Raw genomic sequence first — 21,332 nt, 5'->3', positions numbered from 1 at the left:
TTCCTTAATGGTTTAGGATTTTAAATTTACTTGCGGCACGGCAATGGCTTCTCGGCTAATTTTTTCACTGGGTGCCAGTACATTGGCTTTACCCACCACCACTTTGTCGCCATTTTGGTTGGTGACCACGCAATCGAGTGTTACCCATTTTTTGGCATCGTTTTTTTCGGCCACGGTAAGAGTGGCGGTGATGGTGTCGCCAATATACACCGGGCGGCGGAACTGTAAGTCTTGCCCCAGATAAATGGTGCCCATGCCCGGCAGCTTGGTGCCGATAACGGCGGAAATCAGCCCGGCCGACCAGATGCCGTGCATAATCACGTGCTTGAATTGGGTTTCGGCGGCGTAGCCGGCATCCAGATGGGCGGGATTGGTGTCGTGGCTGGCGGCGGCAAAGAGCGCGATGTCTTCTGCGCTCACGGTGCGGCTCATGCTGGCCGATTGGCCGATGGTTAGTTCGGTGTAGGGGATGTTGCTGATGATGGTGCTCATTTTTTTTATCCTTTGTTTATCGCCAAGAAACTCAATAATCCTACGGTGTTGGCTCGCCTTGCTGTATAGGTATACTGCCTGCGGCTCAGCTCAAAGAGAACGATTTACTAAGGTGCTGAAGCACCGAGTAAATCTGTTCCGCCTTGTATGATTTATTGATTTTCTTTGCGCTGGCGTTGTTGGAGGCTGCCTGAAGCATTTTAAGCAGCTTTGTTTTCAGGCAGCCTTAACCTTAACTGAATTTCAAACCGTTATGCAGCTTTGCTATTAAGCCGCCATATGGCAGCCAGCATCCACATACAGGGTTTGGCCGGTCATGCCGCTGGCGGCATCGGTAATCAAAAAGGTGTTGAGTGCGGCGATTTCGTCTAGCGTTACCAAGCGGTGCAGTGGTGATTTGTCGATGGCGTGCTGCATCAATTCGTCAAACTGGCTGATGCCGGACGCAGCGCGGGTGAGGATGGGGCCGGGGGAAATGGCGTGTACGCGGATGTTTTTCTCGCCCAATTCCAGCGCCATATAGCGCACCAGCGATTCCAGCGCCGCTTTTACCGGGCCCATAATGCCGTAGTTGGGCACTGCTTCGCTGGCACCCAGATAAGACATGGTCACCATGGTGCCGCCTTGGTTCATGTGCGGCGCGGCCAATTTGGCCAAGCGGGCAAACGAGTGGCAGGATACGTCCATGGCGCGGGCAAAGCCGTCGGAAGAAGAATTGATGGTTTTGCCGTGCAAGTCGGCCAAGGGCGCCCAAGCAATCGAATGCACCACAAAATCCAAACCGCCCAATTCGGCCACGGCTTTTTCCACCAGTGCTTCCAGCTGGCCTTCTTCTTCCACATTACAAGTGTGCAGGGTAACGCCCAGCTCATCGGTGAGCGGTTGCACGTATTTCAGCGCTTTTTCATTGGCGCAGCTGGTCACCACGCTGGCGCCTTGCTGTACCGCCATGCGGGCGCAGCCATAGGCAATGCTTAAGTCGTTGGCCAAGCCCACAATCAGGCCGCGTTTGCCGCTTAGTTGGAATACGGGATTCATGTGTGTGTTCTCCGAAAAAATGGTGCAGTGCACAATAGGCTACATGATACCGCATAAATGTAAAAAACACATGACATGGCTGCGAAAAAGCCGATTTAGAATAAATAAAGAATGAAAAACAATATTTTATTTAAATAAGGCTGATGCCTTGGCCAATGGCGGCGGGTGACAAACCCGGCCGCGGCAGCTATGCTTCGCCTTTGCCTTTTTAGCATTGTAGACACGCATGAACATCACGCAAACCATCGCCGCCGAATTAAACGCCACCGCCGCCCAAGTAGAAGCCGCTGTGGCTTTGTTGGATGAAGGCGCCACCGTGCCCTTTATCGCCCGCTACCGCAAAGAAGCCACCGGCGGGTTAGACGACAGCCAATTGCGCACCCTGGCCGAGCGCCTGCAATACCTGCGCGAGCTGGCCGATCGCAAAGCCACCGTACTCAAAAGCATCGAAGAACAAGGCAAGCTCACCGATGAATTAAAAGCGCAAATCGACGCCGCCGACAACAAAACCACGCTCGAAGATTTATACCTGCCCTACAAGCCCAAGCGCCGCACCAAAGCGCAAATCGCGCGCGAAAACGGCTTGCAGCCCTTGGCCGAATTATTGCTGAGCACGCCGTCTGAAAATCCCGAAACCGCCGCCCAAGGCTACCTGAACGAAAACGTGGTCGACACCAAAGCCGCGCTCGACGGCGCACGCGCCATATTGATGGAGCAGTTTGCCGAAGATGCCGAGCTAATCGGCCGCCTGCGTGAAAAACTGTGGCGCGAAGCCGAAATTCACGCCCAAGTGATTGCCGGGCAAGAAGCTGCGGGCGAAAAATTCAAAGATTATTTCGACCACCGCGAGCCCGTGCGCACCATGCCCAGCCACCGCGCCTTAGCCGTTTTGCGCGGGCGCAATGAAAACATCCTTCAGGCAGCCTTAAAATACCAGCCCGACGACACCCCGATTACCGAGCAAAGCGAATACGAGCAAGCCATTGCCAAGCAATTCAACATCGCCGACCAAGGCCGCGCCGCCGATAAATGGCTGCGCGACACCGTGCGCCTCACTTGGCGCGCCAAAATCTTCTTGTCGCTGGAGTTGGACGCCTTCAACCGCCTCAAAGAAGCCGCTGATACCGACGCCATCACCGTGTTCGCCCGCAACCTCAAAGACTTATTGCTCGCCGCACCCGCCGGCCGCCTCACCACCCTCGGCCTCGATCCCGGCTACCGCAACGGCGTGAAATGCGCGGTGGTAGACGACACCGGCAAACTGCTCGACACCGTAATTGTGTATTTGCACCAAGAAAACAATATGTTGGCCACTTTGGCTGGCATCATCAAAAAACACAGCGTCAAACTGATTGCCATCGGCAACGGCACCGGTAGCCGCGAAACCGACAAACTCGCCGGTGAATTGGTAAAAGGGCTGCCTGAAATGAAATTGCACAAAATCGTGGTGAGCGAAGCCGGCGCCTCGATTTATTCCGCCTCCGAATTGGCGGCCAAAGAATTCCCCGAGCTCGATGTTTCCCTACGCGGCGCGGTGTCCATCGCCCGCCGCCTGCAAGACCCGCTGGCCGAGCTTGTAAAAATCGATCCCAAATCCATCGGTGTGGGCCAATACCAGCACGACGTGAACCAAAGCCAGCTCGCCAAATCGCTCGATGCCGTGGTGGAAGATTGCGTTAACGCCGTGGGCGTGGACGTAAACACCGCTTCCGCGCCGCTACTGGCGCGCATCTCCGGCCTCAATCAAACGCTGGCGCACAACATCGTGCAATACCGCAACGACAACGGCGCCTTCCCCAGCCGCAAAGCCCTGCTCAAAGTGCCGCGCTTGGGCGACAAAACCTACGAACAAGCCGCCGGATTCTTGCGCATTCAGGGCGGCAAAGAGCCGCTCGATGCCAGCGCCGTACACCCCGAAGCCTATCCCATCGTGGCGCAAATGCTGGCCGACAACCACATCAAAGCCAGCGATTTAATCGGCAACCGCGACAAAATCAAACAAATCAAACCCACCCAATACACCAACGAGCAATTCGGCCTGCCCACCATTCTCGACATCCTCGCCGAACTCGAAAAACCCGGCCGCGACCCGCGCGGCGAATTTCAAACCGCCACTTTCACCGAAGGCGTAAACGAAATCAAAGATTTGCAGCTTGGCATGATTCTCGAAGGCGTGGTGAGCAACGTGGCCAACTTCGGCGCCTTTGTCGACATCGGCGTACACCAAGACGGCTTGGTACACATCTCTGCGCTGGCCAACAAATTCGTGCAAGACCCGCGCGAAGTGGTGAAAGCGGGCGACGTGGTGAAAGTAAAAGTGATGGAAGTCGACGCCGCGCGCAAACGCATCGCGCTGACCATGCGGCTGGACGACGAACCCGGCAGCGCCGTTAAACGCGACAGGCCGTCTGAAAACAACACCCGCAAAGACAACCGCCCCCAACGCGGCGCACAGCGCGAGCAAGCACAGGGCAATTCGGCGATGGCGGATGCGTTTGCGAAGTTGAAGCGGTGATGGCACAACAATGGCCGTCTGAAAGTGTAGATATGATAAAGTCTATGCTTTCATGCCTTTATAATCGAAAAATATAAATATGACAGAAAAAAGAGTGCCTAAAGTCTGGAAAAGCTTTGATGAGCAATTGGCTTTACTGCAAGACAGAGGGCTGCATATTCATGATGAAAAGCTGGCGTTAGGCTATTTGAAGAGCATTGGTTATTATCGCTTGAGCGGCTATTTATATGCATTCCGTCAAATAGATCCGCAACGGGAAAAAAGCCGAAGAGATGAATTTATTGCTGGCAGCCGATTTGAAGATGTCAAACAACTGTACGTTTTCGATAAAAAATTGCGACAGTTGGCATTGGATGCCTTAGAAAGAATTGAAATTGCCTTGCGCGTTAATATTGCGTATTTATTGGGTCAATACAGCCCTATCGCTTATAAAAACGCTCAATATTTTAATCAAAGCTTTCAACATGATGAATGGCTGAGAAGGTATGAACAGCAGGTAAACAGGGAAAGTAAAAGTGCGCTGATTCAGCATCATTTCAAAAATTACACCGACCTGCCGATTTGGGCTGGCTGTGAGGTGTGGGATTTCGGTACGATGTCTAAGCTTTTTCAGGGGATGTTAAGCAAAGACAAAGACCGTATTGCCAAATTGTATCATTTGCAACACGGACAACATCTGCAAACGCATTTGCACGCTTTCAACTTTATCCGCAACATCTCGGCACATCACAGCCGTTTATGGAACAAACCGATTGTATTCAAGGCTAACATGAAAGGTTTGAAGGATGCAGAGTGGAAAAACTTATCGGTAGATGATTCTTATCTGTATTTTTGCCTGATGAAGCGGATGCTGGATATTATCTGTCCAAACTCTACATGGGGAGAACGGTTTTTAGCCACATTGGACGAGTTTCCCGAAGTGGAAAATGGTGCCGTCAGCTTGCAGCAAATGGGGGTGGTTCACAACCCGCGAGTATGGGAATTATGGCAAAAAGGTGTGTAAAACACGCAAAAGAAAGCCCCCGGCTCTGTTGTTCCAACCCAATAGGTTGGCAGTGCCGGGGGAGTTATTGAGACGAAGTATATTAGCATCAGTAATAACTGTCAAGACGACAAGGTGGATAGAAAACTTCATTAAGGAATGTTTTTAAATTTATATTTATAATAAAATCAATAAATTATTTATTTTAACTGCTGATGGCTAAGCTTCTGCCTATTTTCAGGTAGCCGTCTGAATTCGGCGATGGTGGATGCGTTTGCGAAGTTGAAATGGTGATGGAACGACAATGCCGTTTGAAAGGTTTCAGACGGCATCAATCACTTCATAATTGCTCGTGTTAAAAAAATCGGTTTTAAAACATAAAATTATAACTTATCCGCTCGTGTATGACGTTTAAGCAAACAGGCCGTCTGAAAAGAAAGCTGAATATGATCGACACCCTAATCCTCTACACCACTTCAGAGGGTCAAGCTTCTGAATTAGGCAGCTGGCTTTGGCTCACACAAGCAGAAATCGATGAGACCGTAACTTGTAAGGAATACTTACAAGTTCAAACCAAAGGCGGATGCGAGGTGTAGAGGAGGTTACAGCATTATTCCCCGCTCATGATTATCGCACCAGCTACCGCGTGCACCCTTTCCGTGGTGTATCGTTTATCAAATAATACCCCGCTCTCAACTTTCCTGAATCCACTCCAATTGAAGCGAAGGCTTTCCTGCCAATTGGCATATCACCACACACACCGTATGCGCCAATACTTTGCGTATCACCCGGTGGCTCAAATGCCAAAGATCTTTTACTTTTACCGCATTGATTTTAAAACGCTCGGTAAGTTGGCTAATCACCGTTTCTACTTTTCTGCGCTTTTTGCAAAGCCACTGAACCCACTCTTTCGAACGTACATCCGCCATATTCTTTCTTAACGGCGTCTGTAAATCAATGTCTCTACTTGCCAACTCTTCTTTCAAATCCGGGCGAATATAGCCTTTATCGCCAATCAACAATCCTTTGATATTGTCAGTTATCTCGGCAACCATATCCCGTTCATCCACATTGGCCGCAGCAAATGTTAAATTGGTAATCAAGCCGGTTGCGTTGATTACGATATGCCCTTTAAAGCCATAATAACGTTCGGCTTTTGACGCACAATAACCAAATGCCGCATCAGCTTTGAAACGCCGATGCCGATGGGCGCGGGCATACCGACAAACAGGTATGGGAAATCCGTCTATCGAATACTGCCGGTCTGTGTTGTATTGGACCACCAGACTTTGGGTAATCTTATGGTGAACCTGCCAAAGGTTGGCGCAATGCTTACAGAAGTTAGCGTATGAGCCCAATTTTGGAAACCAGTCTGATAAGTTGTTTTTAAAGAAGTACCAAATCTTTTTATCATCATTCAAACCCATAAACTCACCCACGATCTGGATGGTGATGATTTCCACATCGCTTAATGCCGGTTCAAAGCCTTTCTTACGCAGCTTTGTTGTCACCACTTGACGATAAAATTTATCGACGAGCAAATAGGTGGTGATGATAAAATCGTCTTGGGACATTGTTCTTCCTTAACCTGTGGATTCTTGGTCGAATACTTAGGTTTTAGAGCAATGTCCTTTCTTTTGCAACTACGTTCGGCTCTTAGTTGAGAGCAGGGTAAATAATTGAACCTATAACCGAAAATAACATGCCCGACTTCCCCATCGAAACCCATCCTTTGGCTCCGTTCGCCCCGCCCAACGCCAAACTGCTGATGCTGGGCAGCTTTCCGCCGCCGCGTGCGCGGTGGAAGATGGATTTTTATTATCCGAATTTTCAAAACGATATGTGGCGGATTTTCGGGCTGGTGTTTTTTGCAGATAAAGATTATTTCGTTGCGGCGGGCGGCAAGGCGTTTAAGGAAGGGTTGATTCGGGATTTTTTGCATGAAAAAGGCATTGCCATCAGCGATACGGCATATCAAGTGGTGCGTTTGCAGGGCAATGCGTCGGACAAGTTTTTGCAGATTGTAACGCCGCTGGATTTAGCGGCGCTGCTCGCGCCAATGCCGCACTGCGAGGTGGTGATGACCACGGGCGAGCTGGCCACGGATACTTTGTTATCCTTGATGCCGCCGCAAACGGCCAAGCCCGCCATCGGCGCGTATAGCGAAGCAGAATTTGCCGCGCGGCGTTTGCGGCTTTACCGGCTGCCGTCGTCGTCGCGGGCTTATCCCTTGCCGTTGGCGGAAAAGGCGGCGGCTTATGCGCGGTTTTTTAGGGAAATCGGTTTATTGGTTTAATACCAATTCTAAAAAATAACCTTAAATTAAAATACGCAAAATATGGCATAGGATGCGCCTTGGCGCATCGGTTTTCGCAATTTTGAGACTTGATGCGCCAAGGCGCATCCTATGCGTCAATTGAGATGGATGAGTTTTAAAATGGTTTATTTTTAGAATTGGTTTAAATGGGATGATTTAAGGCTGCCTGAAAGCGTATTTTTATGCTTTCAGGCAGCCTTTTTGCTGCGTGTGCGGTGCTTTAATGCGCTTCTTCGGCCAAGAAGCCGCCGCTTTGGTGCGCCCACAGTTTGGCGTAAACGCCTTTTTGCGCCAGCAGCTCGGCGTGGGTGCCTTGTTCGACGATGTGGCCTTGGTCCATCACAATCAATCTGTCCATGGCGGCGATGGTGGAGAGGCGGTGGGCGATGGCCACCACGGTTTTGCCCTGCATCAGCTCGGTGAGGTTTTCTTGGATGGCGGCTTCCACTTCGGAATCCAGTGCGCTGGTGGCTTCGTCGAGCAGCAGGATGGGGGCGTCTTTGAGCATCACGCGGGCGATGGCGATGCGTTGGCGCTGGCCGCCGGAAAGCTTGATGCCGCGCTCGCCCACGTGGGCGTCGTAGCCGCTGCGGCCTTTGGCGTCGTGCAGGGTGGGGATGAATTCGTGGGCGGCGGCGCGGCGGGCGGCGGTGTGCATGTCATCATCGGTGGCGCCGGGGCGACCGTAGATGATGTTGTCGCGCACGGAGCGGTGCAGCAGCGAGGTGTCTTGGGTAACCAGGCCGATTTGCGCGCGCAGGCTTTCTTGGGTGATGTGGCGGATGTTTTGGCCGTCGATCAGGATTTCGCCGTGTTGCACGTCGTAAAAGCGCAGCAGCAGGTTGGTGAGGGTGGATTTACCGGCGCCGCTGCGCCCCACCAAGCCCACTTTTTCACCCGGTTTGATGTGCAGGTTGAAGTTGTGCAGCAGCGGTTTGTCGGCATCGTAGGCAAAGTCGACATGCTCAAAGCGGATGTCGCCGTGGCGCACATCCAGCGGGGTGGCGTTGGGGCTGTCGAGCACGGTGTGCGGTTTGGACAAGGTGTTCATGCCGTCTTGCACGGTGCCGATGTTTTCAAACAGGCGCGCGCTTTCCCACATAATCCAGTGCGACAGGCCGTTGATGCGCAAGGCCATGGCGGTGGCGGTGGCAATCGCGCCCACGCCCACTTGCTGATGGCTCCACAGCCAGATGCCCAAGGCGGCGGTGCTGATAATCAGCAGCATATTGATGGTGTAGTTGAGCGCGTCTAGCGAGGTGGCCAAGCGCATTTGTGCGTGCACGGTGGCCAGAAATTCTTTCATTGAGTTTTTGGCATACGCCGCTTCGCGCGCGCCGTGGGAAAACAGCTTTACGGTGGTGATGTTGGCGTAGGCGTCGGTGATGCGACCGGTCATCAGGCTGCGGGCGTCGGCTTGGCGCTGGGCGGTTTGCGCCAGGCGCGGAATCATCAGCCGCATCATGCCCACAAACAACACAATCCACAGCACAAACGGCAGCAGCAGCCAGCCGTCGAGGCTCACCAAAATAATGCCGGAGGTGATGAAATACACCAGCACATACACCAGCATATCGGCCACGGTCATTACGGTGTCGCGCACCGCCAGCGCGGTTTGCATTACCTTGGCCGACACGCGCCCGGCAAATTCGTCTTGGTAAAAGCCCATGCTCTGGCCGAGCATCAGGCGGTGGAAATTCCAGCGCAGGCGCATGGGAAACACGCCTTGCAGGGTTTGCAGGCGCACGGCGGAGCCGACAAAATTCCACACCACGCCCACGGCCAGCGCCGCCAACATGGCCAGTAATAGGCCGCTTTTTTCGCTCCATAATTCTGCCGGGGTGTATTGGCTCATCCAGTCCACCAGCTTGCCCATAAACTGGAACATCAGCGCTTCTAAAATGCCGGAGCCGATGGTAAGGATGGTGAGCACCAGCAGCCAGCCGCGGGTGCCGTGCAGGCACGACCAGATAAACGGCAGCAGGCCTTTGCGCGGCGCGGTGGGTGCGGAGTCGGGGTAGGGGTCGATGCGGTTTTCAAACCACGAAAATAGGCGTTGCAACATGGTGTTTCCGAACAAAATAAGATGGAGGTTTGGCGGGTATATGGGGCTGGGGTGGAGTTAAAGCAAGCGGGTTTGGTGTGTGGTGTTTTGGGGCTTTCAGGTAGCCTTGGCAGAGCTTGATTGCGGTTTGCTGTTATATCGGCGTAGGTCGGATTCTTGAATCCGACGCGGGTTCAAAGAACAAGATACTTATGTTTTGGCCTATCCGGCCAAACGTCGGATTCGAGAATCCGACCTTGTATCTCTCAAGCGGTGAGTAAAACGCGTATTATTCCCGCCCCGTATGGCAGCAAACTGTATCCGACCCAAGTGCCCGACACTGAAATGTAGATAACACTGCCATACACCTCATCCTACAATCTGAATGGTATCCAAGTGCGCGGCAGCGCCCGCAAGACACTGCATAAATAAGGATAGATTATGATGAACTTCCAAGTATTGGGCATCGACATCAGCAAAAACAAATTAGATTGTGCTCTTATCCGCGACATTGGCAGCAGTAAAATCAAAACCAAAGCATTGCCAAACCACCTCCAAGGCTTTAACCAACTGACAGAATGGCTGTATAAAAACATCGGTGAAGACTTAAGCCTACTCAAAATTTTCATGGAAGCCACCGGCGTTTACCACGAAGCATTGGCAGAGTACCTGCATAACAAAGGCATCGCCGTTTATCTGCTTAATCCTGCCGACAGTGCCCATTATGCCAAATACGACAGCTTGCACAAAACCGATAAGGCTGATAGCCAGTCACTGGCCAGAGCCGGTATTGACCGCCTCATGCACCACAAAGTACGCCAATGGCAGCCTGCTGCACCCCACATCAAGCGGCTCAACGCACTACTAGCCCGTCTAGATGCGCTGCAAAGCGATCCGCAGCGTGAAGACAACCGCATGGAGAAAGCCGGATTCAGCGCTGTTCCCGAAGCGGTCAGCCAGTCCATCAGCACCATGCAGACCAATTTGAAGCAGCAGATCGGCACCATCACACAGGAAATCGAACAACATATTGACCGGCATCCTGATTTGAAAAAGACCGTGCTTTACTGCGCAGCATACCCGGTGTAGGTGAAGTGGTTTCATTGCGCATGGTTGCGCTCTATCATAGCAAACATTTTACCTCCGCCTCGCAAATGGCTGCCTATTTGGGATTGGTGCCGAAAAAACGGGAATCAGGCAAACACAAAGGCAAAGCCATGCTTTCCAAGCGGGGCAGTTCGGTCATACGAGCTAAGTTGTATATGGCTGCGGTGGTTGCAAAAACGTGGAATCCGGATATTAACGCGCATTACCGCAGACTGAAAGCCAGAAACAAAACGGAAATGCAGACCATCGGCGCAGCGATGCGCCGCTTGGTACAGATTTGCTTTGGTGTGTTGAAGCACCAATGCGAATATCAGGCCAAAATAACCATTGCGGCTTGATGCGAGAGATGGTATCTACGGCTGTTGGGTTAATTTAAGGTATGAGCAAATTTAGGCCAACAAATCCGCCCAGCTGGCGGTGTCTTGCCAGCAAACGCGGCGGCGGTCGTGGTATTGGCGGTTGTAGGGGGCATCGTACAGCCATTGCGTCCACAAGGGCGTAAGGCTGCCTGAAATCTGCGGTTTGTCGTCAATCAGAATATCACCGCGCACCCAAGTTTTGTCTTTGGTGAGGATAATGCGGCTCACCCATTCATGGCCCAAATGCTGCTCCACCCACATAAATTTTTCTGCCACGCAGTTTTGGTAGTTGCTGATGGGCGCGGTGCAGATGTGCACATCGAGCCCGTGCGCCAGCAAGGTGTGTAGCGCTTCCACGGCGCCGGCTATCGGTGGCAGGGTGGCGAAAAAGCCGGGGCGGGTGTAGATATCGTGCAATTGCGGGTGGTATTGCGGCGCCATATCGTCGCGCAGATAAAAGTGCTGCCGTGGGCCGATTGGCGCTTCGCTGTGGTATTGCGCGCGCCAAGCCAAGCGCACGCCTTGGTCGAAATCGGCCAATACGCCGTCTTGGTCAATCAGCAATAGGGGTTTGGATGGCATAAGGTGTCTTTGTTTTGTAATTGGCGGATACGTCTCGGCTTATCTAAGAGCCTGTTCACACTCTTTTATTGTGCTGCTTTCAGCACATAAACAGGCGCATGCTGCGTTAAAAATGCGCGCCAAAGCTGGCTTTGGCTGTGCTTTTTGCCTTGCCTGCACCCGTTTTTGCACTAAAATCCGCTACAAAAAAGATTGTGAACAGGCTCTAAGGCTGCCTGAAATTATTTCACCATGCTTTTCAAGGCCAAGCGTACGCCTTCGCTTACATCCACGCCTTCAGGCAGCCCTTTGGCGGCGGCGCGGGCTTCGCGGTCGGTATAGCCCAGTGCCAGCAAGGTGCCGATGATGTCTTCGCTGTGGTCGGCAGCGTGGTTGGCGGGGGCGGCAAACAGGTTGTCGGCGCCGGCACCGCTCAGTTTGCCGCGCAATTCCAATACCATGCGCTCGGCGGTTTTCTTGCCGATGCCGGGTGCGGCGCTGAGGCGTTTGATGTCTTCGGCGGCAATCGCTTGCGCCAGCTCGTCGCTGCTCATGGCGGATAAAATGCCCAGTGCGGTTTTGGCGCCGATGCCGGATACTTTAATCAGCTGGCGGAAGGTTTCGCGCTCGGCGCTGCTGCCAAAGCCATACAGTAGATGGGCGTCTTCGCGCACAATCAGCTGGGTGTAGAGGCGCACGGTTTCGTTGAGGGCGGGCAGGGCGTAGAAGGTTTGCATCGACACGTCTACTTCATAGCCCACGCCGTGCACGTCTACCACAATGTGCGGCGGCTGTTTTTCGATTAGCAAACCGTGTAAGCGGCTGATCATGGTTGTCCTTGTGTTTCAGGCAGCGTAAAAAAAGCCCGCGTATGATAACACGGGCTTTTGTGGCAGTGCGGGTGTGCAGTGCTTATACCAATTCTAAAAAATAAGATAACAAGGCGGCGAGCCGCAGACAGTACAAGTAGTACGACAAGGCGAGCCAACGCAGTTAGGTTATTTTTTAGAGTTGGTATTACAGCGCGGTGAGTACCGCTTCTTTCATACTGTTGGCACGGTCTTGCTGCTGGAACGGGCCCATGCGCACCACGTAGCCGTCTTTTTGTTTCACCATAATGGCTTTTTGCTCGCCGCTGCCTTGTTGCAGATGGCGGCTGGTTTGGGTTAAGTAGGTTTGCGCGTCTTTCAGGTTGTTGAAGCGCTGCAAGTCTACATAGATATTGCCACGAGCAGCTTGTGCCTGCTGGGTTTGGCCGGGCACGATTTGCTCAATGCGTACGCGGGCGGTGCCGGCGTTGATAAAACCCAGTTTTTGGGCGGCGGCGCGGGAAACGTCAATCGCACGGTTGCCGTGGAAGGGGCCGCGGTCGTTGATGCGCACCACCACTTCTTTGCCGTTGGCCAGATTGGTGACTTTGGCGTAGCTGGGAATTGGCAGCGTGGGATGGGCGGCGGTCATCATGTTCATGTCGTAGCGTTCGCCCGACGAGGTTTTGCGGCCGTGAAATTTAGGGCCATACCAAGAGGCGCGGCCTTCTTGGCTGAAATCGGCCACTTTACGCAGTGGGTAGTAGCGGGTGCCGGCAACCTTATAGCTGAGGTTGGCCGAGCGGTGCAGTTGCTCTGCTTTAACGGCGGCATTGGGGGTGAGGGTGGCATTGATGTTACCGTGATACACCGGCGCGGTTAATCTGGCGGTTTCGGCCACGGCCGGGCTCATCAGGCCGGTAAACAAACCGATGGCGGCGGTAACGCCGACAAAAAATACATTCTTGGCTTTGGTCAAACTTGACTCCAGTTCTTGCGTTAATCATGTGTGTGCCGTGGGCGGGCTTTGGCTTTTAAAAAGTTTTATACGCCATTCACAAAATCGTGCTGACGCCATGCTTCAAACAACATCACCGCCACGGTATTGGCCAGATTCATGCTTCTGCTGCCGGGCGCCATGGGCAGGCGCAGTTTTTGCGCTGCAGGCAGGCTATTCAGCAGCTCGGCGGGCAGGCCGCGGGTTTCCGGGCCGAATAAGAAAACATCGCCCGCCACAAACGCGGTTTGATCCGGCCGGGTGTGCCCTTTGGTGCTGAGCGCAAAAATACGGCGTCCGGCCAGGGCAGCCAGGCAATCGGCCCAGTTTTCGTGCACCGTAAGCCGGGCAAACTCGTGGTAATCCAAGCCTGCCCGTTTCATTTTGGCCGAATCAAGGGGGAAGCCCAGTGGTTTGACCAGGTGCAAATCGGCGCCGGTATTGGCGCACAGGCGGATAATATTGCCTGTGTTGGGCGGTATTTCCGGCTGGTATAAAACAACAGTAAACATAAAATCAGTCACTTAAGGGGTGGCACTATGCCAAAAAAGGCTTGGGCGCGTCAAACGGTTTTCATTGCGGATGCGCCAGCGCCCACGCGTAAACCGCCGCCGCGCCAGCACGCTTAAGGCTTTGCGCCAATTCATAAATTGTTGCGCCGGTGGTCACAACGTCGTCGATTAACAGCAGGTTACAGTTCTTAACATCGGCGGCCACGCGAAACACGCCGCGCACATTTTGGCGGCGTTTGTCGCGGCTCAGCGTGGATTGCGGCGGGCGATGTTGCCGCAAAACCGCGCCTTTGTCCAACAATGGCCAGCCATAAGCCGTGGCGATGCACCGGGCGAGCAGCTGGCTTTGGTTGAAACCGCGCTCGGCCAAGCGCGGTGCGCTCAGCGGCATGGCCAATACCGCATCAATCGGGGTTTCAGGCAGCCACGGCGGCGGGTGGTGCAGCATGATGGTGCTTAAGGCGGGCAGCAGGCTGCTTTGGCGCTGGTGTTTAAAAGCATGCAGCATTTGCTTGAGCGGTGCGCTGTAGTCGCAGCCGGTAAACAGCCGTGCCAATGGCGGCGGTTTTTGCTGGCAGTGGCCGCAAATATGTGCATGGCGGCTAAAGCGGGTGCAGGTGGGGCAGCGGTGTGCCGCATCGGTGTAGAGCAGGCGCAAATCGTGCCGGCAGCCCGGGCACAGGCCGTCGTGCCCGGATGCGGTTTCGTGGCATAATACGCAGCGCGGCGCGCCCCACACGGCGTGCCCCAGTTTTGCTAACCAGGAAGGCGGTGTTTGCATGTCCGATCCTTTTGCTCCGGTGTATTTGCTGCACGGCTGGGCGGCCAACCACCATGTGTTCGACCCTTTGCACCACACCATGCCGGCGGCCATCCGCGCGGCGTGGCATACGCCGGATTTGCCCGGCCACGGCGCGGCGGCGTTTCACGGCCACTTTGATTTGGCGGCCACTGCTGATGCACTGGCCGCTGAAATTCACGCGCCCGCGCATGTGGTGGGCTGGTCTTTGGGCGGCTTGGTGGCGCTTTATTTGGCGGCGCGCCATCCCGAAAAAGTGCAAACCTTGTGTTTGTGCGCCAGCTTCGCCAAATTCCAAGCCGCTGCCGATTATCCCGAAGGCTTAAGCCAACCGGCGCTGGCGAAAATGCTGGCCTTGTTTGGCCAAGATTACCATAAATACCTGCGCCAATTTATCGAGCTGCAACTGCTGTATGTGCCGCAACGGCGCGAACGGCTGGCCGAAGTAATGCCGCAGCTCACCCAATACGGCGCACCGGTGGCGCTGGCGGCGGCGCTGGACGCCTTGTCTGAAGCCGACGCCCGCCCGTTGCTGGCACAGATTCACTGCCCGGTGCTGCTGGTGTATGGCGATAAAGACAGCATCACCCCGCCGCGCATGGGCGCATACCTACACCGCCATTTGCACCACAGCCGTTTGGAAATCATCCATCAAGCCGCTCACGCACCGTTTTTAAGCCATCCGGCCGAATTTAGCGCGCTGCTCACCCAATTCTGGCATACCCATCCATGACACTAAGCAACAACGACTGGTTTTTGCACCAACATTTGGCCACCACGCTCGACGAACGTTTGCCGGCCATCAAAGCGGTGCCGCAACAGATTATTCTGGCCGGTGCCGACGGCAACCACAGCCACACCTTACTACACGCCCGCTATCCGCAAGCGCAGTTTGCCGAATACGACGGCCGTGCCGAATACCTTCAGGCAGCCTTGGCACAGCGCAAACAGCAGCAAAACCTGTGGCAAAAACTCAGCGGTAAATTGCCGCCGCAGCACGCCAGCCACAGGCTGCCTGAAAACGAAGCCGCCGATATGCTGTGGGCCAATTTAAGCCTGGTGGCGCAGCCCGACCCGGTGGCGGTATTTGAAAATTGGGCAGCAGCGCTCAAGCCCGACGGCCTGCTGTTTTTTACCCATTTCGGCCCCGACAGCCTTAAAGAAGTGTTGGCCTATTGGCGTGCCCACGGCATTGAGGTGGCCGCGCCATTGCTGCCGGACATGCACGATATCGGCGATATGCTGTTTCACCACGGCTTTTACGACCCGGTGATGGACATGGAAAAACGTACCCTGCAATACGCCAGCGCCGCCGGTTTTGTGGCCGATATGCGCGTGTGCGGCCTGTGGGCGAGCTTGCAACTGGCCGATGAAGCCGCCGCCGAAGCCGCCCTGCAACAAGGCTGGGCCAGCGGCGAATTGCGCGACATCACCTTAGAGCTGGTGTACGGCCATGCGCTCAAAAAACTAAAGCTGCCTGAAAACGCGGCCTTGGTGCAGTTTTATCCGCAGCGGCGGGTTTAAGTTAACAATTCAGGCATCCGACCGCCAATGCTTTCAGGTAGCCTAAAAACATTAAAAAACCGCTCATAATTTAAGGAATCCCTATGTTTCAAACCAACACCATTACCCGCCGCGCCGCACTGCTGTTGGCCGCCGCCGGCTTATTATTGTCCGGTTGCGGCAGCTTAGGCTTGGGCAAAAGCAGCCCGCCCGCAGCACCCGCCAAACCCAAGGCCGTGGTGGCACTGGCCTTGGGCGGCGGCGCATCCAAAGGCTTTGCCCATATCGGCGTATTAAAAGTATTGCAGGAAAACCGCATTCCGGTGGACATCGTTACCGGCACCAGCGCCGGGGCGGTGGTGGGCAGCCTCTACGCTTCGGGCATGAGCCCGGACCGGCTGGAGCTGGAAGCGGAAATCCTGCAAAAAACCGATGTGGTGGATTTAACGCTCTCCACCAGCGGCTTTATCAAAGGCGACAAGCTGCAAGACTTTATCAACCAGAAAGTGCGCAACCGCCAAATCCAACAGTTCCCGAAAAAATTTGCCGCCGTGGCCACCGAATTCGGCACCGGGCGCATGGCCGCGTTTAACTACGGCAATGCAGGGCAGGCCGTGCGCGCTTCGGTGAGCATTCCCAATGTATTCCAGCCCACCGTGATTAACGGCAAGCGTTATGTTGATGGTGGCTTGGTGGCGCCGGTGCCGGTAACGGCAGCGCGCAATATGGGCGCCAATGTGGTGATTGCAGTCGATATTTCCGCCCGTCCGGCCAAGCTGGGCAGCGGTGGCTTTTTGGCCTATTTGGATCAAAGCCTCAACATCATGAGCGCGGCGGCATTAAACAGCGAATTGAGCAAGGCCGATGTGGTCATCAAACCGCAAGTGCAGCGCTTGGGCGCCGTGGGCGGCTTTGACGAAAAAGCACAAGCCATCCAGCTGGGCGAACAAGCCGCCCGCGCCGCCCTGCCGCAAATCCGTGCAGCGCTGGCGAAATACCGTTGAAATACGCAACTTATTACCAATTCTAAAAAATAATACCAATTTTACAAAACAACCTACTAACTGCGTTGGCCCGCCGTGCTGTACTGTAGTGGATTAAATTTGAATTAAAGCAAGGCGACGAGCCGCAGACAGTACAGATAGTACGGCGAGGCAACGCAGTATTGGTTCAAATTTAATTCACTATACTTGTACTGCCTGTGGCTCAGCTCAAAGTAAACGATTTACTAAAGTGCTGAAGCACCCAGCAAATCAGTTCCGCCTTGTTATCTGTGTTTTAAAATTTATATAAAATACAATCAAGTAACCAGATAGTTCTGGAGACCAAGTGAAATGAATATACACCGTTGGTTTATTTTGCCGCGCAGTCAGCTGCGCTGGTGGATTGCACCTTTGGCTGCGTTGATGTTCATCCTGATACTGGGCGGATTGACCACGCTGGGCTTAAAATCAACATGGGGCGAAATAGCGAAGTTGCTGCTGTTTGTTGTGTTGGCCACCGGCTTGCCGTGGCTATTGCTGCGCCCGCGCAGTTTGGCGCATTTGGGGCTGGCAATTTTGCCGGGTACTGTTTGGCGTACGGTAGCAATTACCGTATTCGGCGTGCTGCTGTTGAAGGCATGGTCGGCTTATTTTGTCAGCAGCGGCGATGACGCCGCACAGAGCCTTGAGCAAGTTTTGCGCTCTTTTGGTTTTGGCCAAAATAGTGGACATGATGTGGCGCTGGTATTGCTTATTGTGGTGTTCGCACCACTTGGTGAAGAAGCCCTGTTTCGTGTGCTGCTGTTTCGCAGCCTGTACGACGGCTTAAGGCGCTACGCATGGGCGCAGTCACCTTGGGCGGCGGCTTTATGTTTATTGGTGGCTTTGCTGTTGTCGGCGTTTTTATTTGCCGACTCGCACGGTGGCGGGGGGCAAGATGCGCAGTTTGGCGCCTTATTTGTGATGGGCCTGATTTTTGCCTTGCTGTATTTGTGGGCAGGCAATTTATGGGCTCCGGTGATGGCGCACAGCATCCACAATGCTTGGGCACTGGCCGCCGAAACAGGCCTGCTATTGCAGCTTAAACTATCACCGGCAGCATTGGTGCTGGTGTATGTGGGGCCGCTGCTGGCCTTATTGCTGCTGTGGTTGTGGCGGCGCAGCTTGGGGAGGTGTCTCTAAACCTGCATGGCAACCCAAAGCATCCGCTTTCGCCCGTTGCGCGATTAACCTATAATACGCATCTATTTTCAATAAGCTATAACACAACGAGACATCATGGAAGCCGAACAAATCAACCTGCTCAACAACACCCTCGACGACCTCGCCCACCGCAGCACCGACATTCGGGGGTATCTTTGACTACGACGGCAAAAAAGACCGTTTAGAAGAAGTGGTGGGGCTGTCTGAAGACCCCGAATTGTGGAACGACCCCAAGCGCGCGCAAGAAATCGGCAAAGAGCGCAAAGTGCTCGAAGGCATTGTGCTCACGCTGGACGCCATCGGCAGCGGCATAGCCGACAACCGCATGTTGTTGGAAATGGCGGTAGAAGAGGGCGATGCCGAAGGCTTTGCCGCCATCGCAGCCGATGTGGCCGCGCTGGAAGCGCAAATGGCCGAGCTGGAATTCAAGCGCATGTTCAACCAGCCTGCCGATGTGAACAACTGCTTTATCGACATCACCGCCGGCGCGGGCGGCACCGAAGCCGAAGACTGGGCGGGCATGTTGCTGCGCATGTACAGCCGCTACGGCGAGCGCAAAGGCTTTAAAGTGGAGATTTTGGAAGAAGACGAAGGCGAAATTGCCGGTGTAAACCGCGCCACCATCCGCCTTGAAGGCGAATACGCCTACGGCCTCTTGCGCACCGAAACCGGCGTGCATCGCCTGGTGCGCTATTCACCGTTTGATTCCAACAACAAGCGCCACACCTCGTTTTCATCCGTGTTTGTGTATCCCGAAGTAGACGACAGCATCGAAATCGAAATCAACCCCGCCGATTTGCGCACCGACACCTACCGCGCCTCCGGTGCGGGCGGTCAGCACATCAACAAAACCGATTCCGCCGTGCGCATCACCCACGAGCCCACCGGCATCGTGGTGCAGTGCCAAAACGACCGCTCGCAACACGCCAACCGCGCCGCCGCCATGGAAATGCTCAAGGCAAAGCTGTTTGAATTGGAAATGCGCAAACGCAACGAAGCCAAGCAAGACTTGGAAGACTCCAAATCAGACGTGGGCTGGGGACACCAAATCCGCTCCTATGTGCTTGACTCTTCGCGCATCAAAGACTTGCGCACCGGCTTTGAAATGGGCAACACCAAAGCCGTGCTCGACGGCGATTTAGACGGCTTTATCGAAGCCAGCTTAAAGCAGGGTGTTTAATCCCAAGGCTGCCTGAAAGCGGTGTTTAACCGTTTCAGGCAGCCTTTTCGTTAATTCGATAACAATAATATTGATGCTGCGATTGGATACTATACGGGGCAGATAACGTAACCACCGATACCGTAAACGTGGGGCGGTTTGTGCTTTAAATACCGTTTTTGTTAAAGATGGCGGTTTACAAAAATAAGAGAGGTAAGCATCACCATGTTCGATCCAATTGCAGAGCGCCGAAATATGGAAGAATTTACTTATTCGTTTTGCGTAAGCCAAGAATTCGATTCCAATCGCCCAATGGGAAATGTTGGTAATTTTGATTTTATACGTGTACTTGAAGCTTCTTTAGTTGTTTAGTCCCTGAATTTTATGGAGTATCATTACCCCAATTAAAAGAGACCGACTTATGGCAAGCATATTGCATGGTAACGCCAAGACTACGCCTAGAATCAGAAAAGAAATACAAGAGTCTGAAGAGAGCATCGCAGCGTTAGCTAAAAATACAATATTAATTTCAAAACCGTTCTCTACTGGAAACACGCAGATTCGGTCGAAGATAAAAAGTCCGGCCCCAAAACCCGCCCCAGCGTGTTGACCGAATCGGAGCAGCAGGCAATCTGTACCGTCCGGCGACATCTGCGGCTGTCATTGGACGAGCTGTATATCATCTTCAAGCCCAATATTCCAAAGCTGAGCCGCTCCAATCTGCACCGGTGCTTGCAACATCACGGATTGTCGCGCTTACCCAAGAATGAATCCGATGGCCAAAAAGGTAAAAAACATTCAAACAATATCCGGTTGGCTTTGTCCATATCGACATCACCGAGGTGCGTTGTGAAACCGGCAAGCTGTACCTGTTTGTCGCCATCGACCGCAAAACCAAATATGTTTATGCAGAACTTCATCCGCGTATGACGCAGAAAACCGCCGTTTCTTTTCTGCGCAACCTACAACAAGATTGTGTGTTTAAAATCACCCATATCCTAACGGACAACGGTGCGCAGTTTACCTACAACTTGCTGAGCCAAGCACAACGGCCTGATAAGGAGCATCCGTTTGACGAGCTTTGCCGGCATTTGGGCATTGAGCACCGTACCACGAAATTCCGTCATCCATGGACGAACGGGCAGGTGGAGATTACCAACAAGATGCTGAAAGAGGTAACGGTCAAACGCTTCCACTATGAGCATCCTGACGAACTTAAACGGCACTTGATGGTATTTTTGCTGTATTACAACCATCAACGCCCCTTACGGTCGTTGAAGTACAAAACGCCTTGGCAGGCTTTGGAAGATTGCTATAATCTAGAGCCTGAATTGTTTCGTGAAAATCCATTCCAGAAGATTATGGGTCTTAACACCCCATGGCGGAGCTCAACTTATGCACCGGCATGTTGGCCCTATTATGCGGTTTGGCCAGCATGGGCAGTAAAGCAGAGCCATTAAACTGCCAAATCGAAACAAACGGTATGGCTAAAATCCGGCTGGGCAGTAACTTACACGATGTGCAACAGCGCTACCCGCAAGCCCAAATAACACGCAGCAGCGATGGCGATGGTGCCGCACTGGTCAGCATTGTGTTAACGCCCGCAATCGGGCTGATTGCTTACACCGGCGAAGACGACCCCGCTGTGGCGCTAGACATGCACCGCCCGATTAGCTATCTGGAAACCGACTCACCGGCCTGCCGCACCGCCGCCGGTGTGCACCCGCAAATGGCATTGGCCACGGCCGAGCAATATTATGGCCCGGTGCGCCAAATCACCCTGAGCGAAATCGAAGCGCGCCAGTTTGTCGAATTTGCCCATCAACCTGATGGGCTGCAGTTCCAAATTGATGATTCCGGTATTTTTAAAGGCAATGAGCGCACCAGCCGCCGCCATCAGCCCGATGCGCGCATCAGCCATATTAGTGTGGGCTTGTAAATGCCTTGCACGC

Annotated in this window: 21 protein-coding genes; 12 read left to right on the top strand and 9 right to left on the bottom strand. The window is 53.6% G+C overall.

Going from position 1 to position 21,332, the window contains the following annotated elements; all coding sequences use genetic code 11:
- Positions 1-12: 12 nt before the first annotated feature.
- Together JQU52_RS02440 and fabI are read right to left on the bottom strand one after the other, a co-directional pair.
- Complete coding sequence (locus JQU52_RS02440) at positions 13-492, bottom strand: MaoC/PaaZ C-terminal domain-containing protein (RefSeq protein ID WP_230339582.1); 480 nt, start codon at positions 490-492, stop codon at positions 13-15.
- Between the two features lie 267 nt (positions 493-759).
- Complete coding sequence (fabI, locus tag JQU52_RS02435) at positions 760-1,530, bottom strand: enoyl-ACP reductase FabI (RefSeq protein WP_230339581.1); 771 nt, start codon at positions 1,528-1,530, stop codon at positions 760-762.
- Between the two features lie 226 nt (positions 1,531-1,756).
- Between fabI and JQU52_RS02430 the strand changes: the two genes are divergently transcribed.
- Positions 1,757-4,045 carry a Tex family protein gene (locus JQU52_RS02430; protein ID WP_230339580.1) on the top strand — a complete coding sequence of 763 codons (2,289 nt, stop codon included), beginning with the start codon at positions 1,757-1,759 and terminating at the stop codon, positions 4,043-4,045.
- A 79-nt stretch (positions 4,046-4,124) separates the two neighbouring features.
- A complete protein-coding gene (locus JQU52_RS02425) occupies positions 4,125-5,048 on the top strand; it encodes an Abi family protein (protein WP_230339579.1) in 924 nt (307 codons plus the stop codon).
- A 671-nt stretch (positions 5,049-5,719) separates the two neighbouring features.
- Here JQU52_RS02425 and JQU52_RS02420 read toward each other — a convergent pair.
- The gene (locus tag JQU52_RS02420; protein WP_230339498.1) at positions 5,720-6,601 is read right to left on the bottom strand and encodes an IS982 family transposase; all 882 of its coding nucleotides are present in this window, start codon (positions 6,599-6,601) and stop codon (positions 5,720-5,722) included.
- A gap of 128 nt (positions 6,602-6,729) precedes the next feature.
- On the opposite strand from JQU52_RS02420, the gene JQU52_RS02415 reads away from it, so the two are divergent.
- Positions 6,730-7,323, top strand: coding sequence for a uracil-DNA glycosylase family protein (locus JQU52_RS02415; RefSeq protein WP_230339578.1), 594 nt, complete (start codon positions 6,730-6,732; stop codon positions 7,321-7,323).
- A gap of 241 nt (positions 7,324-7,564) precedes the next feature.
- Here JQU52_RS02415 and JQU52_RS02410 read toward each other — a convergent pair whose 3' ends face one another.
- Positions 7,565-9,409, bottom strand: a complete 1,845-nt coding sequence (locus tag JQU52_RS02410) for an ABC transporter ATP-binding protein (RefSeq protein WP_230339577.1) — start codon at positions 9,407-9,409, stop codon at positions 7,565-7,567.
- A 420-nt stretch (positions 9,410-9,829) separates the two neighbouring features.
- Here JQU52_RS02410 and JQU52_RS02405 point away from each other — a divergent pair, with 420 nt between their 5' ends.
- Positions 9,830-10,477 (top strand): IS110 family transposase, encoded by a 648-nt coding sequence (locus tag JQU52_RS02405; protein ID WP_230339576.1) that lies wholly within the window; start codon positions 9,830-9,832, stop codon positions 10,475-10,477.
- A gap of 20 nt (positions 10,478-10,497) precedes the next feature.
- Positions 10,498-10,833 (top strand): transposase, encoded by a 336-nt coding sequence (locus JQU52_RS02400; RefSeq protein WP_230338027.1) that lies wholly within the window; start codon positions 10,498-10,500, stop codon positions 10,831-10,833.
- 51 nt (positions 10,834-10,884) lie between these two features.
- Here the strand turns inward: JQU52_RS02400 and JQU52_RS02395 are convergent, their stop codons facing one another.
- The 5 genes from JQU52_RS02395 to JQU52_RS02375 all read right to left on the bottom strand — a co-directional run bounded on the left by JQU52_RS02395 (position 10,885) and on the right by JQU52_RS02375 (position 14,514).
- The gene (locus JQU52_RS02395; protein ID WP_230339575.1) at positions 10,885-11,436 is read right to left on the bottom strand and encodes a 5' nucleotidase, NT5C type; all 552 of its coding nucleotides are present in this window, start codon (positions 11,434-11,436) and stop codon (positions 10,885-10,887) included.
- Between the two features lie 221 nt (positions 11,437-11,657).
- On the bottom strand, positions 11,658-12,245 hold the full coding sequence (gene ruvA / locus JQU52_RS02390) for a Holliday junction branch migration protein RuvA (protein ID WP_230339574.1): 588 nt from the start codon (positions 12,243-12,245) through the stop codon (positions 11,658-11,660).
- A 187-nt stretch (positions 12,246-12,432) separates the two neighbouring features.
- On the bottom strand, positions 12,433-13,203 hold the full coding sequence (locus JQU52_RS02385; protein ID WP_379061960.1) for a septal ring lytic transglycosylase RlpA family protein: 771 nt from the start codon (positions 13,201-13,203) through the stop codon (positions 12,433-12,435).
- A 65-nt stretch (positions 13,204-13,268) separates the two neighbouring features.
- The gene (locus tag JQU52_RS02380) at positions 13,269-13,733 is read right to left on the bottom strand and encodes a tRNA (cytidine(34)-2'-O)-methyltransferase (RefSeq protein ID WP_230339573.1); all 465 of its coding nucleotides are present in this window, start codon (positions 13,731-13,733) and stop codon (positions 13,269-13,271) included.
- A gap of 61 nt (positions 13,734-13,794) precedes the next feature.
- A complete protein-coding gene (locus JQU52_RS02375; RefSeq protein WP_230339572.1) occupies positions 13,795-14,514 on the bottom strand; it encodes a ComF family protein in 720 nt (239 codons plus the stop codon).
- On the opposite strand from JQU52_RS02375, the gene bioH reads away from it, so the two are divergent.
- From bioH to JQU52_RS02340, 7 genes are all read left to right on the top strand, one after another.
- The gene (gene bioH / locus JQU52_RS02370) at positions 14,513-15,265 is read left to right on the top strand and encodes a pimeloyl-ACP methyl ester esterase BioH (RefSeq protein ID WP_230339571.1); all 753 of its coding nucleotides are present in this window, start codon (positions 14,513-14,515) and stop codon (positions 15,263-15,265) included. The two genes, JQU52_RS02375 and bioH, sit on opposite strands and share 2 nt — an antisense overlap.
- On the top strand, positions 15,262-16,056 hold the full coding sequence (locus JQU52_RS02365; protein ID WP_230339570.1) for a class I SAM-dependent methyltransferase: 795 nt from the start codon (positions 15,262-15,264) through the stop codon (positions 16,054-16,056). Before bioH ends, JQU52_RS02365 begins: the two co-directional genes overlap by 4 nt.
- 83 nt (positions 16,057-16,139) lie before the next feature.
- The gene (locus JQU52_RS02360) at positions 16,140-17,039 is read left to right on the top strand and encodes a patatin-like phospholipase family protein (protein ID WP_230339569.1); all 900 of its coding nucleotides are present in this window, start codon (positions 16,140-16,142) and stop codon (positions 17,037-17,039) included.
- 330 nt (positions 17,040-17,369) lie between these two features.
- Entirely contained in the window at positions 17,370-18,200 is an 831-nt protein-coding gene (locus tag JQU52_RS02355; RefSeq protein WP_230339568.1) for a CPBP family intramembrane glutamic endopeptidase, read from the top strand.
- A gap of 96 nt (positions 18,201-18,296) precedes the next feature.
- A protein-coding gene (prfB, locus tag JQU52_RS02350; protein ID WP_230339567.1) for a peptide chain release factor 2 occupies positions 18,297-19,401 on the top strand; the annotation gives its coding sequence in 2 pieces (ribosomal slippage) (positions 18,297-18,377 and positions 18,379-19,401; 1,104 coding nt in all).
- 806 nt (positions 19,402-20,207) lie between these two features.
- Positions 20,208-20,840 (top strand): DDE-type integrase/transposase/recombinase, encoded by a 633-nt coding sequence (locus tag JQU52_RS02345; RefSeq protein ID WP_328301382.1) that lies wholly within the window; start codon positions 20,208-20,210, stop codon positions 20,838-20,840.
- Positions 20,841-20,863: 23 nt separating this feature from the next.
- Positions 20,864-21,319, top strand: coding sequence for a hypothetical protein (locus tag JQU52_RS02340; RefSeq protein WP_230339565.1), 456 nt, complete (start codon positions 20,864-20,866; stop codon positions 21,317-21,319).
- Positions 21,320-21,332: the final 13 nt, after the last annotated feature.

The organism is Paralysiella testudinis, from assembly GCF_016894345.1.
Lineage (GTDB): Bacteria > Pseudomonadota > Gammaproteobacteria > Burkholderiales > Neisseriaceae > Paralysiella > Paralysiella testudinis.
This window is presented reverse-complemented; position numbering and strand designations above follow the sequence as displayed.

What these genes read in the sequence shown, in the direction of transcription:
- JQU52_RS02440 (WP_230339582.1), bottom strand. Translation starts at nt 492, where the DNA reads ATGAGCACCATCATCAGCAACATCCCCTACACCGAACTAACCATCGGC.
- fabI (WP_230339581.1), bottom strand. Translation starts at nt 1,530, where the DNA reads ATGAATCCCGTATTCCAACTAAGCGGCAAACGCGGCCTGATTGTGGGC.
- JQU52_RS02430 (WP_230339580.1), top strand. Translation starts at nt 1,757, where the DNA reads ATGAACATCACGCAAACCATCGCCGCCGAATTAAACGCCACCGCCGCC.
- JQU52_RS02425 (WP_230339579.1), top strand. Translation starts at nt 4,125, where the DNA reads ATGACAGAAAAAAGAGTGCCTAAAGTCTGGAAAAGCTTTGATGAGCAA.
- JQU52_RS02420 (WP_230339498.1), bottom strand. Translation starts at nt 6,601, where the DNA reads ATGTCCCAAGACGATTTTATCATCACCACCTATTTGCTCGTCGATAAA.
- JQU52_RS02415 (WP_230339578.1), top strand. Translation starts at nt 6,730, where the DNA reads ATGCCCGACTTCCCCATCGAAACCCATCCTTTGGCTCCGTTCGCCCCG.
- JQU52_RS02410 (WP_230339577.1), bottom strand. Translation starts at nt 9,409, where the DNA reads ATGTTGCAACGCCTATTTTCGTGGTTTGAAAACCGCATCGACCCCTAC.
- JQU52_RS02405 (WP_230339576.1), top strand. Translation starts at nt 9,830, where the DNA reads ATGATGAACTTCCAAGTATTGGGCATCGACATCAGCAAAAACAAATTA.
- JQU52_RS02400 (WP_230338027.1), top strand. Translation starts at nt 10,498, where the DNA reads ATGGTTGCGCTCTATCATAGCAAACATTTTACCTCCGCCTCGCAAATG.
- JQU52_RS02395 (WP_230339575.1), bottom strand. Translation starts at nt 11,436, where the DNA reads ATGCCATCCAAACCCCTATTGCTGATTGACCAAGACGGCGTATTGGCC.
- ruvA (WP_230339574.1), bottom strand. Translation starts at nt 12,245, where the DNA reads ATGATCAGCCGCTTACACGGTTTGCTAATCGAAAAACAGCCGCCGCAC.
- JQU52_RS02380 (WP_230339573.1), bottom strand. Translation starts at nt 13,733, where the DNA reads ATGTTTACTGTTGTTTTATACCAGCCGGAAATACCGCCCAACACAGGC.
- bioH (WP_230339571.1), top strand. Translation starts at nt 14,513, where the DNA reads ATGTCCGATCCTTTTGCTCCGGTGTATTTGCTGCACGGCTGGGCGGCC.
- JQU52_RS02375 (WP_230339572.1), bottom strand. Translation starts at nt 14,514, where the DNA reads ATGCAAACACCGCCTTCCTGGTTAGCAAAACTGGGGCACGCCGTGTGG.
- JQU52_RS02365 (WP_230339570.1), top strand. Translation starts at nt 15,262, where the DNA reads ATGACACTAAGCAACAACGACTGGTTTTTGCACCAACATTTGGCCACC.
- JQU52_RS02360 (WP_230339569.1), top strand. Translation starts at nt 16,140, where the DNA reads ATGTTTCAAACCAACACCATTACCCGCCGCGCCGCACTGCTGTTGGCC.
- JQU52_RS02355 (WP_230339568.1), top strand. Translation starts at nt 17,370, where the DNA reads ATGAATATACACCGTTGGTTTATTTTGCCGCGCAGTCAGCTGCGCTGG.
- JQU52_RS02340 (WP_230339565.1), top strand. Translation starts at nt 20,864, where the DNA reads ATGGCTAAAATCCGGCTGGGCAGTAACTTACACGATGTGCAACAGCGC.